The following is a 20803-nucleotide window of genomic DNA, read 5'->3' on the forward strand; positions in this document are numbered from 1 at the left end:
AGATTATGGAACCGGGCTGGATCGCGGCGCGCCCCCTTGGGCGCGGTGGCGGATGACGCGCAGATAGGTGTCCACCAGCGCCTGGTTGACCTGGTCCCATCCGTTGCGTTCCGCCCGCTGCTGCGCCGCCGCGCCCGCCGCCTGTCGTGCGCCGTCATCGATGCAATAGGCTTGCAGGGCATCGGCAAAGGCGCCGATCGCGCCGGGACGGATCAACCGCCCGGTGACGCCGTCCGTGACCAGGCTCTCGCTGCCGGTAGCCCGCGCCGCCACCGTAGGCAGGCCGCACGCCATCGCCTCCAGCGTGACATTGCCGAACGTCTCGGTCACCGAAGGGTTGAACAGCAGGTCCATGCTGGCGACCGCGCGGCCCAGGTCCGTCCCCTTCTGGAACCCGGTGAAGATCGCGCCCGGCAATCGGTTCTGAAACCATTCGCGCGCCGGGCCTTCGCCCACCACCAGCACCTTATGCTGCACCTGCCGCGCGGAAAGCTGGTCGATCGCGTCGGAAAAGACGTCCAGCCCCTTTTCCATCACCAGCCGGCCGATGAAGCCGATCGCCGGCGCGTCGTCGGCAATACCCAGAGACCGTCGCCAGTCCATATCGCGCCGCCCCGGATTGAAAATTTCCCGGTCGATGCCGCGGGTCCATATGCCCACATCATAGTTCATCCGCTGTCCGCGCAACAGTTGCGCCATCGATTCGGACGGCGCGACGATCGCGTCGCAGCGGCGATAGAAGCGGCGCAGCATGGATTCGATCAGCGGCTCCAGAAAGGCCAGCCCATAATAGCGCGGATAGGTTTCGAACCGCGTATGCACCGATGCAACGGTGGGCAGCGCGCGCGCGCGCGCCCAACTGAGCGCCCGATGGCCCAGCGGGTCGGGGCTGGAAAGATGCACGATATTGGGTGCGAACGCCTTGAGATCGCGGCGGACTTGCGCCGACATGCGGTATGGCACCCGATATTCCTTGCGCCCCGGCACCGGAAAGGACGGCGTGCTGACCAGGTCGCCCGCCGGCTCGAAGGCGGGCGTCGGGGTCGTCGGCGAATAGACGCGCACGGCCGCTCCCTGCCGTATCAGATAGGATACGAAGCGGTTGAGCGCCTGGTTCGCGCCATCACGCACATAATTATAATTGCCGCTGAACAGGGCGACGCGCAGGCCGGTAGCATCCATCGCCGCCCCTTAGACCATTCTTGGCCTAGGTGAAACAGCCGACAATCCGCGCAAGATCGACGGCGCAGGATAAATTTTTCGTCGGGCGGATCTTCGATGGAACCCGTCAAGCCACTGGGAATTATGCCGATTGTTCGTGATGAAACCGGCCGGCGCGGCGTGCGCCCGCATATGGAGAGGATGCCCCGATGACCGAGACTTTCCGAAAAGGATCGCGGGTCAAGTGGAACTGGGGACAGGGCGTCGGCCGGGGGCGGATCGCGGAACGGTTCGACCGCCATGTCGAGCGCACCATTGAAGGATCGCTGATCCGCCGCAACGGTTCGCCGCGCGACCCCGCCTATCTCATTAGCGCCGACAGCGGCGGCGAAGTGCTCAAACTGCGCTCGGAACTCAGCGCCGCCTGAGCCTTCCCCAAAGCCAATCTTGATTGATCGGCCGTCGCGCGCCCTGCGCAGCCATGGCATAGGGGCGGGATGATAACGCCTTTCATGACCATAGACGCGCTGCTGGTCGGCACGCCCGCGCCCTTCCGGGATAAAGACTATAGCGCCATCGCCAAGCGGCCGGTTGCCGGCCCCGTGCGCATCACATGGGACGGGTTCGAACAGGATGCGGTGGCCGACCCCATCCATCATGGCGGCTGGGACAAGGCGATTCATCTCTACCCGCAGGATCATTATGGCTGGTGGCGCGAGCGCAAGCCCGACCATCCTTTGCTCGACGCGCCCGGCGCTTTTGGCGAGAATGTCGCCTCGCGCGGAATGACGGAGGCGGACATCTGCCTGGGCGATCGCTTTTCGCTGGGCAGCGCGGTCGTGCAGGTCAGCCATGGCCGCCAGCCCTGTTGGAAGCTCGATCATCGCTTCGGCGCGCGTGACGTGATGGCGACGATCGTCAAGACCGCGCGCAGCGGCCTCTATTTCCGCGTCATTCGGCAGGGGGAAGCTGAATCCGGCACCCGTATGGACCTGCTGGAGCGCCCCTTGCCCGACTGGAGCATCGCGCGGATTTTCCAGCTGCTGATCGGCGGCGGCCATAAAAGCGATCCCGGCGCGGTCCGCATGCTCGCAGACATGCCGCTGCTGGCCGAAGCGTGGCGGGAGAGGGCGCGGAAGCTGGCGGCGTAACGCGGCGACGACGGCGACACTTGCCGACCGCGCTCGTATGTCCCGCCATAGCGCTGGCATCGGCCGCACCGGCTCCCTATAGCTGATCTATGGCATCGACCCCCAAAAACAAAGCATCCGTCCCGGCGCGCTCGAAAGTCCGGCCCGCCGGCTTCCCCACCCGCGACGAAGTGATGGATTTCATCGCCACCTCAGACCAGCCAGCCGGCAAGCGCGAGATCGCCAAGGCGTTCGGCCTCAAGGGGCAGGAAAAGATCGCTCTGAAAGCCTTGCTCAAGGATATGGCGGACGAGGGGCTGATCGATCTCGGCCCCGCCCGCGCTTTCCACAAGATGGGCGGGGTGCCCAAGGTGACGGTGCTGCGCATCATCGATGTCGATGACACGACGTTGATCGCTACTCCCGAACGCTGGGAAGCCGAAGGCCAGCCGGCCCCCCGCCTACGCGTGCTGGAGCGCGGCAAGCGCGGCGCCTTGACGATCGGCGACCGCATTCTCGCCCGCACCGAGGAAGCAGGACGCGGTTACGTCGCCCACGTCATGAAGAAGCTCGCCAAGGCCGAGGAGGAATTGCTGGGCGTGGTGGAGGTGATGGCCGACGGGAAGCTATGGCTGCGCCCGGTCGACAAGCGCATCCGCAAGGACACGCCGATCAGCGACGTCGGCAACGCGAAGCCCGGCGACTTGGTGCTGGCTGAACCCCATGGCCGCCCGCCGCGCATCGCCGCGCGGGTCACCGATATACTTGGCGATCCCTTCGCCCCGCGCAGCTTCAGTCTGATCGCGATCCACAAACATGGCATTCCCCATGTCTTCCCCGAACGGGTGGAGGAGGAAGCGATCACCGCATCCGCCCTACCGCTGCATGAAGACAAGCGCGAAGATCTGCGCCACCTGCCGATCGTCGCGATCGACCCTTCCGATGCACGCGACCATGACGATGCGGTCTGGGCGACCCCGGATGACGATGAAGCCAATGCCGGCGGCTATAAGGCGATCGTCGCCATCGCCGACGTCAGTTACTATGTTCGCCCCGGCAGCGCGCTGGACAAGGAAGCGCGCAAGCGCGGCAACAGCGTCTATTTCCCCGATCAGGTCGTGCCGATGCTCCCCCATGACCTCTCGTCCGACATGTGTTCGCTCCGCGCCGGGCAGGACCGGGCGGCGATGGCTTGCCACCTGACCATCAATGCGCAGGGCAAGGTGACCGCTTGGCGCTTCACCCGCGCCGTGATCCGGGTAGCAGCAGTGCTGGCCTATGAAGATGCGCAGGCCGCGATTGATGGCGATAAGGACAATGCGCTGCTCGAACCGGCGCTAAAACCGCTCTGGGCCTGCTGGGCGCTGCTGCGCAAGGCGCGGGACGCGCGCGATCCGCTGGCGCTCGACCTGCCCGAACGGCGGGTGGTGCTGGACGAGCATGGCAAGATCGTTAGCGTCGCGGTGCGCGAACGGCTCGACGCGCATATGCTGATCGAAGATTATATGATCGCCGCCAACGTCGCTGCGGCCAAGGCGCTGGAGGCGAAGAAGGCGCCAGTCATGTACCGCGTCCATGAAGCGCCCAGCCGGGACAAACTGGTTGCGCTCAAGGACTATCTCGCCACCTTCGACATGGATTTCGCACTCGGCCAGGTGATCCGCCCGGCGACTTTCAACGCCCTGATACGCAAGATCGCGGAGTCGGAGGAGAAGGAGCAGATCATGGTCCAGATCCTGCGCAGCCAGACCCAGGCCTATTATGCGCCGCAGAATATGGGCCATTTCGGGCTGGCGCTGGGCAGTTACGCCCACTTCACCTCGCCCATCCGGCGCTATGCGGACCTGTTGGTGCATCGGGCGCTGGTCGGCGCCTACAGCCTGGAACTGCCCGCGCCAAAGGGGGGGACGATTCCGGACCGTTCGTCACTCAGCCAGGATGATTATGAGAATATGGGCCGGGTCGGCGAACTCATCTCCGGCCATGAACGCCGCGCGATGGAGGCGGAACGCGACACGGTCGATCGCTATGTCGCCGCCTTCCTTTCCGCCCATGTCGGCGAAATCGTCAAGGCGCGCATCACCGGGGTCCAGAATTTCGGCTTCTTCGCGACGGTCGACGGGCTGGGCGGCGATGGCCTAGTGCCTGTATCGACCATGGGCGCCGAACATTTCTTCTATGATGAAGCGGGCAAGGCATTGCAGGGCGTGGAGAGCGGCGATCGCTATACGGTCGGCCAGCGGCTGGAGCTACGGCTGGCGGAGGCGGACCCGATCAACGGCTCGCTCCGTTTCGAACTGCCGGACAATCCCGCGCCCCGCGGCGGACCGATGAAGCGCGATCGGACCCGTCCCGGCACACACCGCGGTCGGCCGGTCAATATCCGCCATCAGGGCGCAAAGCGCGGCAAGCATAAGCGGTAATTTCGACGATCAACTCAGCCGGTCGATCGCCTCGCTATCCAGCCCGCCCGGAATAATCATGAGTGGGCAGGGCAGCTTGCCCGCGTCCGCGCCCGCAAAATGCGTCACCAGCTTCCCCGGATTGCCGCTGGCCGCGGCGCCCAGCACCAGCGCGGCGACATCGTCCATCTCGTCCAGCGTGCCGCGCACCACCGTCACGGCGTCGCCCTGGCGCACGGTAATGCTGGGGCGGATGCCTGATTCATCGGTCAGTGTGCCCGCTGCGCTGGTCACCAGCGCCTCAGCGCGTTGCAGCGCCTCGTCCTCCATCGTGGCCTGGACGCCGCCCCATTGCACGAACTCGGCCGGCGGGATCAACGCCAGGATGCGGACCGCGCCGCCTGTCTTGGCGGCACGCCGCGCAGCGAAGCGCAAAGCGGTTTCTGCTTCCGGCGATTCGTCCACGACGACCAGATATGTCCGCACTTCTTATCGCCCCCGCATGCAATTAATGGCGTTAGGCATCGGCAAAACAGCCCAACGAACCATAGAGGTGAAATGTGGGACATAAAAGCGCCTCTGGCAAGGCGTCCCTTGACCGATCCGGCGAATGGGTGAAAACGGGCATCAAAATGACCAAAGCCGTAAAGCCAAGAAGAGGCCCGAAAGCATGAGCAAGACGATCCAGATGCCCGCATTGTCCCCAACCATGGAGGAAGGGACGCTGGCCAAATGGCTGGTCAAGGAGGGCGATACGGTATCGTCCGGCGATCTGCTGGCGGAAATCGAAACCGACAAGGCGACGATGGAATTTGAAGCGGTCGATGAAGGCGTGATCGCCAAGATACTGATCGCCGAAGGGTCCGAAGGCGTGAAGGTCGGCACCGTCATCGCCATCATCGCCGAAGAGGGCGAAGATGCCGCGACCGTCGCCGCTGGCGGTGCCAAGGCGGACGCCGCCCCCGCGCCAAAGGCTGATCCCGTTCCTGAAAAGGCGCAAGCCGCATCCGCCCCGAAGGCGGACGCCGCGCCTGCGCCCAAGGCTGAGGCCGCCGCGCTCAAGCCTGCAATCGCATCAGACGACCGGGTGAAAGCCAGCCCGCTGGCGCGCCGCCTGGCGCAGGCCAAGGGCGTCGATCTGGCCGGCATTACCGGCACCGGCACCAATGGCCGCATCGTCAAGGCTGATATCGACGGCGCCCAGCCCGGTGCCGCTGCGCCGGCGGCTGCCCCCGCCGCTGCCGCGCCCGCCGCGCCCGCCGCGCCCGCTGCTCCGACCACCGCACCGGTCGCTGCCGCCGCGCAGGATTTCGGTATCCCGCACGACGTCGTCAAGCTCAGCGGGATGCGCAAGACGATCGCGCGCCGCTTGACCGAATCTAAGCAGAACGTGCCGCACATCTACCTGACCGTCGATATCCAGCTCGACAAACTGCTCAAGCTGCGCGGCGAGCTCAACGCCGGCCTCGCCAGCCGCAACGTCAAGCTGTCGGTCAATGATCTGCTCATCAAGGCGCTGGGCGTCGCGCTGGTGCAGGTGCCCGAATGTAACGTGCAATTCGCCGGCGACCAGATGCTGCAATTCCAGCGCGCCGACATCAGCGTCGCCGTGTCGATCCCCGGTGGGCTCATCACCCCGATCATCACCGACGCGGGCGGCAAGGGCGTTGCCGCCATTTCCAACGCGATGAAGGATCTGGCCAGCCGCGCCAAGGACGGCAAGTTGAAGCCCGAAGAATATCAGGGCGGCACCGCGTCGCTGTCCAACATGGGCATGTTCGGCATCAAGCAGTTCGAAGCCGTCATCAACCCGCCCCAGGCGATGATTATGGCGATCGGCGCGGGTGAAAAGCGGCCCTTCGTGGTCGATGACTCGCTTCAGATCGCGACCGTCATGTCGGCGACCGGCAGCTTCGATCATCGCGCGATCGATGGCGCAGATGGCGCAAGCTTGATGAAGGCGTTCAAGGATCTGGTCGAAAACCCGATCGGTATGCTCGCCTGATGCCCTATGCGGACGAAACCCCGCCGGATATCAGTCCGGCGGTGCGGGTCATCGCCATGCCGACCGATACTAATCCCTATGGGGATATTTTCGGCGGCTGGTTGATGAGCGTGATGGACTCGGCGGCCGGATCGGTCGCCGCCCGGCACAGCCATGGCCGCGCCGTGACGATCGCGGTGGAGGGGATGACCTTTCTGCGCCCGGTCGTGGTCGGTGACGAAGTTTCGGTTTTTGCAACGCTCAAATCCGTCGGTCGCACGTCGATGAAAATCTATGTAGAAGCGTGGCGTCGCGCCCGGCATGACGATCGGTCCTATCGCGTGACCCATGCGACTTTCAGCTTCGTGGCGATCGGCGAAGATCGCCAGCCCCGTTCCGTGCCGCCCCTGCCGGGCGCGTCAAACAACCAAGACAAGTAAGCGAGACTGATCATGGCTGAGAATTACGACGTCATCGTTCTGGGGTCGGGCCCCGGCGGCTATGTCGCCGCGATCCGTTCCGCCCAGTTGGGCCTCAAGACTGCGATCGTCGAGCGCGAAAACCTGGGCGGCATCTGCCTGAACTGGGGCTGCATCCCGACCAAGGCGTTGCTGCGTTCGGCCGAAATTTTCCATTACATGCAGCATGCCAAGGATTATGGCCTGGCAGCGGACAATATCACAGCCGACATTGAAGCCGTGGTGAAGCGTTCGCGCGGCGTCGCCAAGCAACTTAATCAGGGTGTCACGCACCTGATGAAGAAGAACAAGATCACCGTCCATATGGGCGACGGCAAGCTGACCGGCAAAGGCAAGCTGTCCGTCACCAAGGATAGCAAGACCGAAGAACTGACGGCGAAGCATATCATCATCGCCACTGGCGCCCGCGCCCGCGATTTGCCCAAGCTCAAGGCTGATGGCAAGCGCGTCTGGACCTATCGCCACGCCATGACCCCGCCGGAAATGCCGACCAAGCTGTTGGTCATCGGCTCTGGCGCTATAGGCATCGAATTTGCCAGCTTCTATAATGACATGGGCGCGGACGTGACCGTGGTCGAGATGATGGACCGAATCGTTCCGGTAGAAGATGCCGATGTCTCAGCCTTCCTCGAAAAGGCGGTCAAGAAGCAGGGCATGACCGTGCTGACCGGCGCGAAGATCGAGAAGATCGCGACGGACGACAAGGGCGTGACCGCAACGATCAAGGACAAGGCCGGCAAGGCGATCGAAGCTGAATATAGCCACGTCATCGTCGCCATCGGCATCGTCCCCAATGTCGAAAATCTGGGGCTGGAAGATGTCGGCATCGAACCGGACCAGCGCTATCACATCAAGACCGACGAATATGGCCGCACCAATGTCGATGGCATGTGGGCAATCGGTGACGTCACCGCGCCGCCATGGCTGGCACATAAGGCGAGCCACGAAGGCGTCATCGTCGCCGAAGCGATCGCACAGGCTCTGGGTAACAAGGATGTGCATCCCCATGCCATGGACGTGCGCAACATTCCTGGCTGCACCTACTGTCACCCGCAGATCGCCAGCGTTGGCCTGACCGAAGCCAAGGCGAAGGAAGCGGGTTATGAGGTGAAAGTCGGCATGTTCCCCTTCATCGGCAATGGCAAGGCGATCGCGTTGGGCGAAGCGGAAGGCTTCACCAAGACGGTGTTCGACGCCAAGACCGGCGAATTGCTGGGCGCACATATGATCGGCGCGGAAGTGACCGAAATGATCCAGGGCTATACCATCGGCAAGACGCTGGAATCGACCGAGGCGGAATTGATGCACACCGTCTTCCCGCATCCTACCATCTCGGAATCGATGCATGAAAGCGTGCTCGCCGCTTATGGCCGTGCGCTCCATATCTGATCGGCGCACATTGACGCTGAAAGGCGCGGGGGCTTTGGCTCTCGCGCTTTTTTGCGTCCTGGCGATCGCGCTGATGCAGCGGGCTGGATGGCTCGACGGTGTGAATGTCGGGCTGATGACAGCGGCGGGGCAGGCGCGGGACACGGTGACAGGCGGGCCGGTCACCATGGTCATGCGGCTGGCATCGGCGGTCGGCGGAACGGCCGGGCGCATGGCATTGCTCGCTGTCGCGCTGCTGCCCTTAATCTGGTTTGGGCTCTGGCGCGCCGCGCGCTGGCTCGCCTTGACGATCGCAGGCGGCACACTGCTCAACCTTGGCCTAAAACAGATTTTCGCCGCGCCCCGGCCCGACCTGCTCCCCCATCTCGACATCGTCCACACCTATAGTTTTCCCAGCGGCCATGCGGCGGGCAACATGATGTTTTTCGGCGCGATTGCGATGCTGGCAGGATCGCGGATCGGCTATGTCGTCGCTGCTGCGGTCATCGCGCTGATCGGCGTCAGCCGCGTCTGGCTTGGCGTTCATTGGCCGAGCGACGTCACCGCTGGCTGGATCGAGGGGCTGGGCTGGCTGGCTCTATGCCGCGTTTGGCTACCAGCGCGGGGAGGGGAGCAACAGGGCGCGCGCGATGCTTTCATACGGCGGCATCCCGTCGCTGGTGATAAAACCATGGACCCAGAAGCTGTCGAACACCGTCGCGGCGGCGATCAGCAATAGCGCGATCGCAGCGGCGGCAAAGATGCGCTGCGCACCCCGCACGGCGCTCTCGGGCGACAGAGCGATCAGCACCAGAGGCAGGATCGGGAGGAAATAACGCCCTTGCGTCCCCTGAATATAGTCAGCGCCCAGCGGCGTGCCGGTCAAATACATGGCCGTTTCTATCAGCAGCGCGACGCCACCCGCCACCGCCAGCCACCACAGGCGCTGGCCTATGCCGAAGCGCGCACCGCTGCCATTGGCGACGCCCGCGCCCAGCATCAGTAGTCCCAATGGATAGGCGACCACCGGCAACAGGATCGCATTCCAGCCGAAACGCCCGACGATCTGCAAAGCATAGACCGGCGCGCGCTCGACCACGCTGCTGACGAGGATGCGGGCATAACCGACCGGATCGTTCAGCAGGATGGCAAGCTGATCGCGCAGCGGCGCGGTCATCATCGTTTCGCCGGTCTTGCGCGACTGGATATGATAAAGCGCCTGGCTCCCGCCCGAATAGTGCATCCAGCCTATAAAGACGATCGCGCCCAGCGCCATCGCCCCCAGGATCAGCCCCGTGCGCAGGTCGCGGCGATTCTGCGGCCAACGAAGCCCCGCCGCCATGATCGGCAGATACACGCCCTTGCACAGCGCCAGCAGCGGGACGATCAGCAGCAACGCCGCCGATCGCGCCGGCGCCACCCCCATGAACCCGGTGCGCAGCGCCAGCGCCAAGCCCAGAAAGCCAAGGCCGTTGATGACCGAATCGGGCGACAGCGATCCCGTTTGATAGGCGAAGGTCGGCAGCAAGGCCGTGGCGAGCAAGGCGTTGCGGCCGAACGGCAAAAGGCGCAGCGCCGCGATCAGCAGCGCCAGCCCTGTCAGCGCGTTGACTAGCCGCCCGATATAAAAAGCGTCGATCCACGATCTATCCAGCGCCCGTCCCAGCATCAGTCCTATCGCACCCGGCGCATAGAGGCTGGGCGCATAACTGGCGACGTTGGGGAAGTCGGCGAAGGCCATGCCGGGACGCCCGGCGTCGGCGGACGCGCTGTCGGCGATCTGCGCCCGGTCGAAGCGTCTCACGGTCGGGGGCACATCCGTAGGAAAATCCACGGCATGGATATCCAGCGCCGCCCGCGGCAACGCCACGCCGATTGCTTCGCCGCGCTGCTGGGTCAACACATGCCCCTGCGCCAGCGCCAGCGCCTTCATATAATGCTGATTTTCGTCCGGCGCCTGGAAGGGGGGCGTGACAATGCAGAAGAAGACGGTGGCGATGCAGACCGCCGCAAGCAGCAGCCTTTCGATCGGCGTCCAAGGTGCTGTAAACAGCATGTCCGCCGCGTCGGTAAATCTGCTCCGCTCGTTCCGCATGGCCGCACCCTATGCGGCGCAGCTTAACATTTCGCGACCGCAATCCTTTATTGCTGGCCAGATAGCGAAGAAGCGCAGGCTTTTACGCCTCCGCCACTTCCCGCTCGACCGGCGGATGCAGCCGCAACCGGGTCACCCGGCGCCCATCGCTCGCGACGATCTCCAGCTTCCAGCCACTCGGGCCATGGTCCAGTATCTCGCCAGGCTCCGGCACACGCCCGGCCAGGACGAAGGCCAGGCCGCCCAGCGTATCGACATCCTCTTCGACGTCGCCCAGCTTCTCGTCAATCTCCTCGGCGACATCGTCCAGTTCGGCGCGCGCATCGGCTTCCCACAGGCCGCCATCGAGCGGCACCAGCATCGCTTCGCGCGCATCGTCATGCTCGTCCTCGACGTCGCCGACGATTTCCTCGACCAGATCTTCGAAGGTCAGTAACCCTTCCGTGCCGGAATATTCATCCAGCACGATGGCGAGATGGGTGCGCTTGGCGCGCATTTCGGCGAGCAGGTCTAGCGCGCCCATGCTTTCGGGCACATAAAGCGGCTGGCGGATCAGCGGCTCCAGCGTTTCGGGCACAGGCGACTTGCCGGCCAGGATCGCAAAAGCGTCGCGGATGTGAATCATGCCCACGATCGTGTCGAGCGTCCCCCGATAAACAGGCACGCGACTATGGCCAGCCTCGGCGAACAGGTCGGCCAGTTCGGCAAAGCTCGCTTTCTCCTCGATCGCCACGATGTCAGCACGCGGCACGGCGACATCATCGACGGTATGTTCGGAAAAATGGAGCAGGTTGCGCACCATCTGGCGTTCGATCGCCGACAGGTCGCCCTTGGCCGGCGCAGCGCTATTCTCGTCCTGCTCATCCTCGTCATATTCGTCGAGCGCTTCTTCCAGCTCCTTGCGGAGGCTGGTTTCCTCACCCTCGCCGAACAGGAGCGACTTGATGCCGCTCCATAATCCGCCCTCGTTGCTACTATCCCCTTCTTTCGAAGCGGTGCCGTCCTTGGGACTGCCGTCAGCCATAATCGCTTCTATTCCCCTGTCAGAGCGTTTTCTCTTGAGAAAACGCGCCCATCAAACGCCGTTGCGATCCCCATAGGGATCGGAAAGGCCCATGCTCAGAAGCGCTGCAATCTCCAGCGCTTCCATTGCTTCAGCCTCATTGTCGTCCATATGGTCATATCCAAGCAAATGAAAAGTCCCGTGGACGATCAGATGCGTGGCATGATCGGCGACCGATATCCCTTTTTCCGCCGCTTCTGCGGCGCATACCCCCTCCGCCAGCACGATATCGCCCAGCAGCACTTCGCCATCGTCGGTGTTGCCGGTTGCCTGGAGCATGTCGTCCTGCACCATCGGGAAGGACAGGACGTTGGTCGGCTTGTCCTTGTCGCGATAGGCGCGATTGAGGCTGTGGACCTCCTCGTCGCTGGTCAGCTTGACCGCAATCTCATACAGCGCCTCGTCGCTGGCGAAGGCGGCATAGGGGCTGTGCGCGATGGCAGCGGCCACGGCGCGCTGGGCCAGCAATTCCCAGTCCGTGCCGGGCCAGCCCTCTTCATGCAGGACGGCGACTTCAATCATCTGCGTGTATATCCCGTTCGGGCTGCGCCTATCGAAGCCCGATTCTTCTTAAATAGGAACCCTTCGACAGGCTCCGGTTGAGCGGATTGGGCTTGCAATTTACGCATCTGGCCCCTCATAAGCCTCGACGATGCGCCCGACCACCGGATGCCGCACGACATCGGCAATGCCGAACGGCACCATCGCGATCCCCTCCACGCCCTGCAACCGCGCGACCGCATCGGCCAGGCCCGACGTGCCCGGCTGCGGCAGGTCGACCTGTTTGGGATCGCCGCAGATGACCATGCGGCTGCCTTCGCCGAAACGGGTCAGGAACATCTTCATCTGGGCGATGGTCGTGTTCTGCGCTTCGTCCAGTACGATAAAGGCGTTCGCTAGCGTCCGTCCACGCATGAAGGCCAACGGCGCGATCTCGATTTCGCCGCTCGCGATCCGCCGCTCGACCTGCTCAGCGGGCAGGGTATCGTGCAGCGCGTCGTAGATCGGGCGGAGATAGGGATCGACCTTCTCCTTCATGTCGCCGGGCAGGAAGCCGAGCTTCTCGCCCGCTTCCACCGCGGGACGCGACAGGATCAGCCGATCGACGCTGCCGGTGATAAGCTGGCTGACTGCCTGCGCCACCGCCAGATAGGTCTTGCCGGTGCCTGCCGGACCGAGCGCGAAGATGATGTCGTTGCGATTGAGCGCCTCCATATAGGTGACCTGCGTCGCGGAGCGGGGGACGATCGTCTTCTTGCGCGTGCGGATCATCACCTTGGGCGGTTCGGCCACGTCGCTGCGGATGATGCCGTCCAGCGTCGGTTCGGACGACATGGCGATCACCGCCTCGACGGCCCCTGTGTCGATTTCCTGCCCCGCGACGATACGGTTGTAGAGGCCGGTCATCACGTCGCGGGCGCGCGCTGCGGCTTGCGCCTCGCCCTCGATCTGCAACTTGTTGCCGCGCGCGGCGATATAGACGCCCAGCCGATTTTCGATCGCCACCAGATTGCGGTCATATTGACCGAACAAGGTGCCTAGCAGATGCGGCTTTTCGAAGGTGACTTCCAGCCGCGCCTTTTCGGCCACGGGCTCGCGATGATGTTGGTTCGGTTTCTTGCCCATGGTCAGCCCCTTTTCCCATCCGTCATGCTCGCCAGGGCGAGTATCCATCTTCCGCCGTTCGATCCGGGTGGACAGGGGCGGAGAGGGGTTCCTGCATATGCCGGAACGACGGTTTTTTGGTTCAAGCGGCCTGCCTCCTGCTGGGTTCGCCGGCCAGACTATTCGGACCGGCGCTGATGATATCGACTTCGACCATGTCGCCGATCGAAAGGTCGGGCACGGTGACATGGACGGACTGGAGCCAGGGCGTCTTGCCGATCAATTGGCCGGGATAGCGGCCCTTGCGCTCCAGAAGAATGTCGGTTCTGTGCCCGATGGTGGCGGCATTGAAATCCACCTGATGCCGGTTGATCGCCGCCTGGAGCCGGGCCAGCCGCTCGTCCATCACGGCCGCGGAGATCTGATGATCCATATCGGCGGCCGGCGTGCCGGGGCGGGGGCTATATTTGAAGCTGTAGCATTGGGCGTAACGCACCTGATCCACGATCTTCAACGTATCCTCGAACTCCGCGTCAGTTTCACCGGGGAAACCGACGATGAAGTCGCCCGACACCGCAATATCGGGCCGCACCGTCCGCACGCGATCGATAATGCGCAGATAGCTGTCCACGCTATGGCTGCGGTTCATGGCCTTCAAGATACGGTCATTGCCCGACTGCACCGGCAGATGGAGAAAGGGCATCAGCTTCTCCACCTCGCCATGCGCGGCGATCAGGCCGTCGCTCATGTCGTTGGGATGGCTGGTGGTATAGCGGATGCGCTTGAGGTCGCCGATCTTCGCCAAGGCGCGGACTAACCCGTCCATGCCCTGCATCGCGCCCCTGTCGTCTTCCCCGGTCCAGGCATTCACATTCTGGCCCAGCAGCGTGATCTCCCGCACGCCGCCATCGACCAGCGCCTTGGCCTCGTCGATGATCGCGCTCCACGACCGGCTGATTTCCGCGCCGCGCGTATAGGGGACCACGCAATAGGTGCAGAATTTGTCGCACCCTTCCATGATCGTCAGGAAGGCCGTCGGCCGGGCCTGCTTTGTCCGGGCGGGCAGGGCGCCGAATTTCGATGCCAGTGGCATGTCGGTGTCGATCGCCGTCTCACCGCGCCCGACCTTGTCGATCAAATCGGGTAGCCGGTGATAGGCCTGCGGACCCACGACGATATCGACGGTGCGCGCCCGGCGCTGGATTTCGCCGCCTTCGGCCTGCGCGACACAACCGGCAACGGCGATCATCGGGCGGCTGCCGTCCTCGCGCACCATGCGGCCGATATCGGAATAGACCTTGTCCACCGCCTTTTCGCGGATGTGGCATGTGTTGAGGATGACGAGGTCTGCGTCGGCCCCCTCCGCCGCCGCAGTCATGCCGCGCGTGCCCAGCATTTCGGCCATGCGCTCGCCATCATAGACGTTCATCTGGCAGCCGAAGGATTTGACGTGGAAAGTCGCCGGGGCAGTCGTGGCAAGTTTGGGAGGGGTATCGTTATGATTCATCGCGACCGCTATACAGAGGGCGGGGGTGAAGCGGAAGGGCGCTGATGCAGGGCGATGCTCTGCACGATACGGTCATGGGCGGTGGCCGCGATCACCTTGCGATCGGCGCAGCTTACCGGATCGAACGGCTCCAGGAAGCGGAGCGTGACCGGCACAGTCCCCTTGCGCCCCAGCACGCGCTTGGCATTGGCGCCGGCCGTTTCGTCGCCATACCAGGCGATGTCCGCCGTCGCCGCGCTATAATCGATATGCACCGGTTGGATCAGCACCGCGCGCGGCGGCGGCAGCAGCACAGCCAGCAAGGCCGGCTTGAACGGCAGCAGACCGCTGCCGTCGCTGGTCGTGCCTTCGGGAAAGAGCGCCACTGGCTGAAGCCCCAGCATAGCCATGCGCAGCGCGTCCAACTGGCCCGCCAGAGCGCCTCGCCGCTCGCGCGCGACGAACAATGTATTATTCTGCGCCGCCAGCCAGCCGATCAGCGGCCACTTCGCAATGCCGTCATGCGCGACGAAGGCTGCGCCGGTCGCGCCGGCCAGCGCCAATATATCGATCCAGCTGACATGATTGGCGAGCAGAAACATCTCGCCACCATGCGGTCGCCCGTCGATCCGCACACGCGCGCCGACCGACCACGCAGCCAGCGCCAGAAATCGCCGCGGCCACGGCGACGGGCGGCGCGCGATACGCCACATCAGGTGCGGGATCAGGCAGACGATCAAGCTGGCGATCAACGCCGCGATGCGGATCGTCCGGCGTAATCGGCTCAATCTGTCAGGTCTTCCGTTCGAGCGCGACGCCGTACAATTCCATGCGATGATCGACCAAGCGGAAGCCCAGCTTCTCCGCGATCAGCTTCTGCAACTGTTCCAGTTCGGGGTCGACGAACTCAATGACATTACCTGTTTCGACGTCGATCAAATGATCGTGATGCGATTCCGGGGCCGCTTCGTACCGGGCGCGGCCGTCGCCGAAATCATGCCGGTCCAGAATACCGGCCTCCTCGAACAGGCGCACCGTGCGATATACCGTGGCGATGGAAATGCCCGGATCGATCGCCGCGGAACGGCGATGCAGTTCTTCGACATCGGGATGGTCGGTCGCGTCGCTCAACACCTGCGCGATCACGCGGCGCTGCTCTGTGATCCGCAGTCCCTTCTCGTGGCACAGGGCTTCGACGTCGATTTTGCGGTTCATGCAGGCTCGCTTAATGGCTGGGTGCGACAGGTTGTATCGAGCCTAGCGACTTTTCCCTATGCATGAAAGGGGCGCGTCGGCGACGCGCCCCTTTCCTTGACGGCTTTTCAATGCGGCTGACGGATCAGCCAGACGCATTACTTGGCGCGCGCAGTGGTCGTCCGGCGACGCTTGGTCCCAAGACCGATCTTCTTCGCCAGGTTGCGGCGCTGTTCGGCATAATTGGGCGCGACCATCGGATAATCGGCGGGCAGGCCCCACTTGGCGCGATAGTCGTCCGGCGTCATCTGGTAATGAGTCATCAGGTGGCGCTTGAGCATCTTGAGCTTCTTGCCGTCTTCCAGGCATATAATATAGTCGGGCTTGATCGACGAACGGACCGAAACGGCCGGCTCCAGCTTGACTTCAGGCACCGGGGCGGGCTGGCTCAGACCCGACAGCGCAGCATGAACATTTTGGATCAGCGTAGACACGTCAGAGACGGCGACGCTGTTGTTCGAAACATGGGCAGCCACAATGTCCGAGGTCAAAGTAATGAGCAACTCGCTCTGGGCCGATTCGATTTCCATTTTCCTGTTTCCTACAAGGCTATATTGTTGTGCGACCCGCCCAAGGATTTCGTTTCAGGAGCGGTATATGGTCGCTAGACCTTAGCGGACGATTTCGCAAGACCCTAGTGGTTCATGCCAGCATGTCGATGCGAAAGCTGAGCGCATCGTGAAGTTGACCATCATTGCCGCGATAGTAACCGGGGCGGCGATGTACATACTCGAACCCGGTTTTCTCGTATAGTTTGACCGCCTTATTCGTGGAGCGCACTTCCAGGTTCATGGATGTGATGCTGCGTTGACGCGCCGTGCGCAGGCTGTGGCGCAACAATGTCTCGCCAATGCCCCGCCCGCGCCAGATCGGATCGACCGCCAGCAACAGCAATTCGCATTCGTCCAGTACCGACCGCACCAGCGCGAAGCCCAGCGGCGCGGCGTCCAGGCGGGCGATCGTCAGCCAAGTGCCCGGCATCATTATCACCCCCGCCAGTTGCGGCATGGTCCAGGCCTCGCCGAAGACGGGGTCGAAGGCGCGGGCCATGACGTCCATCGCATCGGCCAGCGCATTGCGTTCGCCCTCGTCATAGACGCTCATATGCAGGTCGGGAATCATGACGCCGCGCGCTCCGCCATGGTCGTCGCGTCCGCGCCACGCCCGTAGATCGGGCTGGGGGGCAGGGGCTCCAGGCTGGCGATCAGGGGATAATCGGCTGCATCGGGATAGAGGGTGATCGCTGCGCCGCCGCCACGCGCAGTCACCAGCGCTTCCGCGCCAGTGCCGTAGAGGGTCGGCGCATCGAGCATTTGCGAGAGCTGCGCAATCGGAGTGGAAGCGATCACGGTCGTTGCCGTCATCCCGTCGGCTGTGAAGCATTGCCAAAAAAGTTCGCCATGGCCGCCGGTGATAGTGACCGCGATCGGGCAGCCATCATGATCCTGCGCCGCCTTTGCCGCGATCAGCGACGGGGCGCTATAGCCGTGCAGCGGGATATCCCAGGCCAGCGCCAGCGCGCGCGCGGCGGCAATGCCGATCCGCACCCCGGTAAAGCTGCCCGGTCCCACATCCACGACAATCGCGTCGGCGCGCCCGCCATCGGGCAACGCGGCGATTGCAGGCAACAGCGCCTCGGCATGGCCGCGCCCGACGACTTGGTGAAAATGGCCGATCGGCGTCCCGTCCTCCAACAGCGCGACGGACAGAGCCTGGGTGGCGGTGTCGATCACCAGAAGACGCAAGCAAACCCCCTCAAGCATCCGCCCCAAGCATCCATGCTTTGCGGATTCGTCCTGCGGTTAGTCGATCCTTGAAGATTTGCCAAATGTCCGAACGGGCTTCAGACCGCGCGGACCTCGGTCACTTCGGGCACATAATGTTTAAGCAACTGTTCGATACCGTTCTTCAGCGTCGCGGTAGAAGACGGACAACCCGAACAGGCGCCCTGCATCTTGAGGTAGACGGTGCCCTTGTCAAACCCGCGATAGATGATATCGCCGCCATCATTGGCCACCGCCGGCCGCACCCGCGTATCAATGAGGTCGCGGATTTGCTCCACGATCTCGGCATCTTCGGGATCATCGACGAAACTGTCCTCATCGGCCGGCACGCTGATCCCCGCCGCGGAACCAGGCGTAAACAGCGGCATGTTGGCGGAGAAATGCTCCAGCAGCGTCGCCAGCACATCGGGCTTCACATCGGACCACTCCGATCCCGGCGCGATCGTCACGGAGATAAAATGCCCGCCGAAGAAAACGCCGGTCACATCGCCCAGACCGAACAGCGCATCGGCCAGCGGCGATGCTTCCGCCTCCTCCGGCGTCGCGAAATCGCGCGTGCCGGTGCCCATGACTTCGCGTCCGGGCAGGAATTTGATGGTCGCCGGGTTGGGCGTCAGTTCGGTCTCGATCAGCATGGTGCCCATGTGGCGATTGCCGCCGCCAAGATCAAGCGTTTCGGGAACTTCGTTCCTTCCCGGCGATTTAAGGAGGCAACGCAACAAGGAGACAGGATAATGAGCGACGCAGCCGAAATTCGAGATCGTTTCTGGGCCGAACTGTCGAGCAGCCCGTTCCTGATGCTGGGTCTGCAGAACAGCGCTGAGCATAGCGCGCCGATGACCGCGCAACTCGATCCGAACGCCAACCATTGTTTCTGGTTCTATACGTCGCGCGACAACCGGCTGGCCCCCGGCGGTCCGGCGATGGCGCAATATGCGGCAAAGGATCACAACCTCTTCGCTTGCATCGAAGGAACGCTGACGCCTGAAACTGATGAAGCCATCATCGATCGCTATTGGTCCAAGGAGGTCGAGGCCTGGTATCCGGGTGGCCGCAACGATCCCAACCTGTTGATGCTGCGCTTCGATCTTGGCGCCGCGGAAATCTGGCGTTCGGACATGTCGATCAAGGGCGTCTTCAAGATGCTGTTCGGCGGCGACGTGCGGGACGAGATGAAGGGCAAACATGCCGAAGTGGTGCTCTGACGCCATTTTTCTCGCCTGAAAATCAGCGGCCGCGGTGCATATCCGCGGCCGCTTGCTATTTGCCTGCAACTTCGCCATATGCGTTGCAGCGCAGCAGACGGGCCGTTTCGGCCCCCTAGCGATTGGCAGCGTGATCGTCCGCAATCCCAATTGGCCTCATTGGCCAGGTGAGGACCACGGACCGGCCAATGAGAGTCTGCGCCAAGCTTGAGGCTTCCCTTTTCACGCGGGTCGTTTCGTAACCCGCCTCGCGCCCTTCCTGCGTCCGCAGAGCAAGTTGGCGTTCTGGCCACTTGTGAGTTTTTCTCAATGCAATTCAACGAACTTGGTCTCGCCGAGCCCATCATGAAGGCGCTCGCCTCCAAAAATTACGTCACCCCGACCCCAATCCAGCAAAAGGCGATCCCCGTCCTGCTGGAAGGCAAGGATCTGTGCGGCATCGCCCAGACCGGCACCGGCAAGACCGCGGCCTTCGCGCTGCCCAGCCTCGATTATTTCGCCCGCAATCCCAAGCAGACGCCAGTCAAGGGCTGCCGCATGCTGGTGCTGGCCCCGACCCGCGAACTCGCCGCACAGATCGCGCAGAGCTTCCGCGACTATGGCCGCTTCCTCAAGCTGTCGGTCGAAACCGTGTTCGGCGGCGTGCCGATCGGCAAGCAGATCCGCGCCTTAAGCGTCGGCGTCGATGTCGTTGTCGCGACGCCGGGCCGCCTGCTCGACCTGATCGACCAGCGCGCCCTGACACTCAAGGACGTCGAAATCTTCGTTCTGGACGAAGCCGACCAGATGATGGACATGGGCTTCATCCATCCCTTGAAGCGCGTCGCCAAGATGCTGCCCGCCGACCGCCAGAATCTCTTCTTCTCGGCCACCATGCCCAAGGAGATTGAGGCGCTCGCCGCGCAGTTCCTCAACAATCCGGTCAAGGTCAGCGTCGCGCCGCAATCGACCACCGCCGAGCGCGTCGACCAGCAGATGTATTTCGTGAACCAGGGTGAGAAGCAGGCGCTCCTTCATCTGGTGCTCCAGAGCGAAGAGATCGACCGCGCGCTGATCTTCACCCGCACCAAGCATGGCGCGGACCGCGTCGTGCGCTTCCTGGAAGGCGCCGGCATCGACGCCTTCGCCATCCATGGCAACAAGAGCCAGGGTCAGCGCACCACCGCGCTCCAGGCATTCCGCCAGGGCAAGGTGAAGCTCCTGGTCGCGACCGACATCGCCGCACGCGGCATCGACGTGTCCGGCGTCAGCCACGTCATCAACTTCGAAATCCCCAATGTCGCCGAACAATATGTCCACCGCATCGGACGGACGGCGCGCGCCGGTGCCGACGGCATCGCCATCAGCTTTGTGGCGGATGACGAGCGTCCCTATTTGAAGGCGATCGAAAAGACGACCCGCGTAAAGCTGGAAGTCGTGGCCCTGCCGGAAAACTTCATGGACGCGGTGCGGGCGTTGCCCAAGCCTGCCGCGCCCAAGAAGGGGCCGAGCCAGACCCCGCAGCAGCAGGCGCGTCGCGCCGATGGCCAGCGCAAATATCAGGACGGCCAGCGCCAGCAGCGCGGCGCCCCCGATCGCGCGCATCGCGCCGAAGGTGACGCGCCTGCCAAGCGGCCGTTCAACCGTCGCCGCAGCGGTGGTGGCGGGGTCGGCGCGCACAAGGGCGCCGTCCAGCGCACCGGCGCACCGCGCTAAAAGCATAAACGCCTTTCGTTTCGAGCGAAGTCGAGAAACGCGTCTCGACCCGCTCGAACCGGACGGTGCGTTTACCCGGCTTAGAGCGTGAT

Annotated in this window: 21 protein-coding genes and 1 pseudogene; 9 read left to right on the forward strand and 13 right to left on the reverse strand. The window is 63.5% G+C overall.

Annotated features, from left to right (window positions below):
• Positions 1-3: 3 nt before the first annotated feature.
• Positions 4-1182, reverse strand: a complete 1179-nt coding sequence (locus CEQ44_RS12375; protein ID WP_088182738.1) for a glycosyltransferase family 1 protein — start codon at positions 1180-1182, stop codon at positions 4-6.
• Positions 1183-1370: 188 nt separating this feature from the next.
• On the opposite strand from CEQ44_RS12375, the gene CEQ44_RS12380 reads away from it, so the two are divergent.
• The 3 genes from CEQ44_RS12380 to rnr all read left to right on the forward strand — a co-directional run bounded on the left by CEQ44_RS12380 (position 1371) and on the right by rnr (position 4714).
• Positions 1371-1589 carry a DUF2945 domain-containing protein gene (locus CEQ44_RS12380; RefSeq protein WP_088182737.1) on the forward strand — a complete coding sequence of 73 codons (219 nt, stop codon included), beginning with the start codon at positions 1371-1373 and terminating at the stop codon, positions 1587-1589.
• A gap of 69 nt (positions 1590-1658) precedes the next feature.
• Complete coding sequence (locus CEQ44_RS12385) at positions 1659-2312, forward strand: MOSC domain-containing protein (protein WP_088182736.1); 654 nt, start codon at positions 1659-1661, stop codon at positions 2310-2312.
• An 89-nt stretch (positions 2313-2401) separates the two neighbouring features.
• A complete protein-coding gene (gene rnr / locus CEQ44_RS12390; RefSeq protein WP_088182735.1) occupies positions 2402-4714 on the forward strand; it encodes a ribonuclease R in 2313 nt (770 codons plus the stop codon).
• Positions 4715-4723: 9 nt separating this feature from the next.
• Here the strand turns inward: rnr and CEQ44_RS12395 are convergent, their stop codons facing one another.
• A complete protein-coding gene (locus tag CEQ44_RS12395) occupies positions 4724-5179 on the reverse strand; it encodes a universal stress protein (protein WP_088182734.1) in 456 nt (151 codons plus the stop codon).
• Positions 5180-5363: 184 nt separating this feature from the next.
• Between CEQ44_RS12395 and CEQ44_RS12400 the strand changes: the two genes are divergently transcribed.
• The 4 genes and pseudogenes from CEQ44_RS12400 to CEQ44_RS25290 all read left to right on the forward strand — a co-directional run.
• Complete coding sequence (locus CEQ44_RS12400) at positions 5364-6698, forward strand: pyruvate dehydrogenase complex dihydrolipoamide acetyltransferase (RefSeq protein ID WP_088189866.1); 1335 nt, start codon at positions 5364-5366, stop codon at positions 6696-6698.
• Positions 6698-7117, forward strand: a complete 420-nt coding sequence (locus CEQ44_RS12405) for an acyl-CoA thioesterase (protein ID WP_088182733.1) — start codon at positions 6698-6700, stop codon at positions 7115-7117. Before CEQ44_RS12400 ends, CEQ44_RS12405 begins: the two co-directional genes overlap by 1 nt.
• 12 nt (positions 7118-7129) lie before the next feature.
• A complete protein-coding gene (gene lpdA, locus CEQ44_RS12410) occupies positions 7130-8545 on the forward strand; it encodes a dihydrolipoyl dehydrogenase (RefSeq protein WP_088182732.1) in 1416 nt (471 codons plus the stop codon).
• A gap of 211 nt (positions 8546-8756) precedes the next feature.
• Positions 8757-9089 (forward strand): annotated as a pseudogene (locus CEQ44_RS25290) (phosphatase PAP2 family protein); the annotation flags it as partial.
• Between the two features lie 48 nt (positions 9090-9137).
• Here CEQ44_RS25290 and CEQ44_RS25095 read toward each other — a convergent pair.
• The 11 genes from CEQ44_RS25095 to CEQ44_RS12470 all read right to left on the reverse strand — a co-directional run bounded on the left by CEQ44_RS25095 (position 9138) and on the right by CEQ44_RS12470 (position 18446).
• Entirely contained in the window at positions 9138-10619 is a 1482-nt protein-coding gene (locus tag CEQ44_RS25095; RefSeq protein ID WP_088182731.1) for a DUF2142 domain-containing protein, read from the reverse strand.
• A gap of 82 nt (positions 10620-10701) precedes the next feature.
• Positions 10702-11643, reverse strand: coding sequence for a hemolysin family protein (locus CEQ44_RS12425; RefSeq protein WP_088182730.1), 942 nt, complete (start codon positions 11641-11643; stop codon positions 10702-10704).
• 51 nt (positions 11644-11694) lie between these two features.
• Positions 11695-12204, reverse strand: coding sequence for an rRNA maturation RNase YbeY (gene ybeY, locus CEQ44_RS12430; RefSeq protein WP_088182729.1), 510 nt, complete (start codon positions 12202-12204; stop codon positions 11695-11697).
• A gap of 99 nt (positions 12205-12303) precedes the next feature.
• Positions 12304-13308, reverse strand: a complete 1005-nt coding sequence (locus CEQ44_RS12435; protein WP_088182803.1) for a PhoH family protein — start codon at positions 13306-13308, stop codon at positions 12304-12306.
• 121 nt (positions 13309-13429) lie between these two features.
• On the reverse strand, positions 13430-14794 hold the full coding sequence (miaB, locus tag CEQ44_RS12440; RefSeq protein WP_088182728.1) for a tRNA (N6-isopentenyl adenosine(37)-C2)-methylthiotransferase MiaB: 1365 nt from the start codon (positions 14792-14794) through the stop codon (positions 13430-13432).
• Positions 14795-14802: 8 nt separating this feature from the next.
• Complete coding sequence (locus CEQ44_RS12445; protein WP_088182727.1) at positions 14803-15561, reverse strand: 1-acyl-sn-glycerol-3-phosphate acyltransferase; 759 nt, start codon at positions 15559-15561, stop codon at positions 14803-14805.
• Positions 15562-15565: 4 nt separating this feature from the next.
• Entirely contained in the window at positions 15566-15988 is a 423-nt protein-coding gene (locus CEQ44_RS12450) for a Fur family transcriptional regulator (protein WP_088182726.1), read from the reverse strand.
• Positions 15989-16125: 137 nt separating this feature from the next.
• Positions 16126-16557, reverse strand: coding sequence for a MucR family transcriptional regulator (locus CEQ44_RS12455; protein ID WP_088182725.1), 432 nt, complete (start codon positions 16555-16557; stop codon positions 16126-16128).
• A 112-nt stretch (positions 16558-16669) separates the two neighbouring features.
• Positions 16670-17149, reverse strand: coding sequence for a GNAT family N-acetyltransferase (locus tag CEQ44_RS12460; protein ID WP_088182724.1), 480 nt, complete (start codon positions 17147-17149; stop codon positions 16670-16672).
• Positions 17146-17772 carry a tRNA (adenosine(37)-N6)-threonylcarbamoyltransferase complex dimerization subunit type 1 TsaB gene (gene tsaB, locus CEQ44_RS12465; protein WP_088182723.1) on the reverse strand — a complete coding sequence of 209 codons (627 nt, stop codon included), beginning with the start codon at positions 17770-17772 and terminating at the stop codon, positions 17146-17148. Before tsaB ends, CEQ44_RS12460 begins: the two co-directional genes overlap by 4 nt.
• Before the next feature lie 98 nt (positions 17773-17870).
• On the reverse strand, positions 17871-18446 hold the full coding sequence (locus CEQ44_RS12470; RefSeq protein WP_088182802.1) for a NifU family protein: 576 nt from the start codon (positions 18444-18446) through the stop codon (positions 17871-17873).
• Positions 18447-18545: 99 nt separating this feature from the next.
• Between CEQ44_RS12470 and CEQ44_RS12475 the strand changes: the two genes are divergently transcribed.
• Both CEQ44_RS12475 and CEQ44_RS12480 read left to right on the forward strand, forming a co-directional pair.
• Positions 18546-19016 carry a pyridoxamine 5'-phosphate oxidase family protein gene (locus tag CEQ44_RS12475; RefSeq protein WP_088182722.1) on the forward strand — a complete coding sequence of 157 codons (471 nt, stop codon included), beginning with the start codon at positions 18546-18548 and terminating at the stop codon, positions 19014-19016.
• Positions 19017-19325: 309 nt separating this feature from the next.
• Positions 19326-20711, forward strand: a complete 1386-nt coding sequence (locus tag CEQ44_RS12480; protein WP_088182721.1) for a DEAD/DEAH box helicase — start codon at positions 19326-19328, stop codon at positions 20709-20711.
• Positions 20712-20803 lie beyond the last annotated feature (92 nt).

Origin of the sequence: Sphingobium sp. Z007, assembly GCF_900013425.1 — a bacterium.
Lineage (GTDB): Bacteria > Pseudomonadota > Alphaproteobacteria > Sphingomonadales > Sphingomonadaceae > Sphingobium.

Coding starts and splice junctions, on each gene's coding strand:
- CEQ44_RS12385 (WP_088182736.1), top strand. CDS start 1,659: ATGATAACGCCTTTCATGACCATAGACGCGCTGCTGGTCGGCACGCCC.
- CEQ44_RS25095 (WP_088182731.1), bottom strand. CDS start 10,619: ATGCGGAACGAGCGGAGCAGATTTACCGACGCGGCGGACATGCTGTTT.
- CEQ44_RS12470 (WP_088182802.1), bottom strand. CDS start 18,446: ATGCTGATCGAGACCGAACTGACGCCCAACCCGGCGACCATCAAATTC.
- CEQ44_RS12380 (WP_088182737.1), top strand. CDS start 1,371: ATGACCGAGACTTTCCGAAAAGGATCGCGGGTCAAGTGGAACTGGGGA.
- CEQ44_RS12435 (WP_088182803.1), bottom strand. CDS start 13,308: ATGGGCAAGAAACCGAACCAACATCATCGCGAGCCCGTGGCCGAAAAG.
- ybeY (WP_088182729.1), bottom strand. CDS start 12,204: ATGATTGAAGTCGCCGTCCTGCATGAAGAGGGCTGGCCCGGCACGGAC.
- CEQ44_RS12455 (WP_088182725.1), bottom strand. CDS start 16,557: ATGGAAATCGAATCGGCCCAGAGCGAGTTGCTCATTACTTTGACCTCG.
- CEQ44_RS12405 (WP_088182733.1), top strand. CDS start 6,698: ATGCCCTATGCGGACGAAACCCCGCCGGATATCAGTCCGGCGGTGCGG.
- CEQ44_RS12425 (WP_088182730.1), bottom strand. CDS start 11,643: ATGGCTGACGGCAGTCCCAAGGACGGCACCGCTTCGAAAGAAGGGGAT.
- CEQ44_RS12375 (WP_088182738.1), bottom strand. CDS start 1,182: ATGGATGCTACCGGCCTGCGCGTCGCCCTGTTCAGCGGCAATTATAAT.
- CEQ44_RS12475 (WP_088182722.1), top strand. CDS start 18,546: ATGAGCGACGCAGCCGAAATTCGAGATCGTTTCTGGGCCGAACTGTCG.
- rnr (WP_088182735.1), top strand. CDS start 2,402: ATGGCATCGACCCCCAAAAACAAAGCATCCGTCCCGGCGCGCTCGAAA.
- CEQ44_RS12460 (WP_088182724.1), bottom strand. CDS start 17,149: ATGATTCCCGACCTGCATATGAGCGTCTATGACGAGGGCGAACGCAAT.
- miaB (WP_088182728.1), bottom strand. CDS start 14,794: ATGAATCATAACGATACCCCTCCCAAACTTGCCACGACTGCCCCGGCG.
- CEQ44_RS12400 (WP_088189866.1), top strand. CDS start 5,364: ATGAGCAAGACGATCCAGATGCCCGCATTGTCCCCAACCATGGAGGAA.
- CEQ44_RS12450 (WP_088182726.1), bottom strand. CDS start 15,988: ATGAACCGCAAAATCGACGTCGAAGCCCTGTGCCACGAGAAGGGACTG.
- lpdA (WP_088182732.1), top strand. CDS start 7,130: ATGGCTGAGAATTACGACGTCATCGTTCTGGGGTCGGGCCCCGGCGGC.
- CEQ44_RS12480 (WP_088182721.1), top strand. CDS start 19,326: ATGCAATTCAACGAACTTGGTCTCGCCGAGCCCATCATGAAGGCGCTC.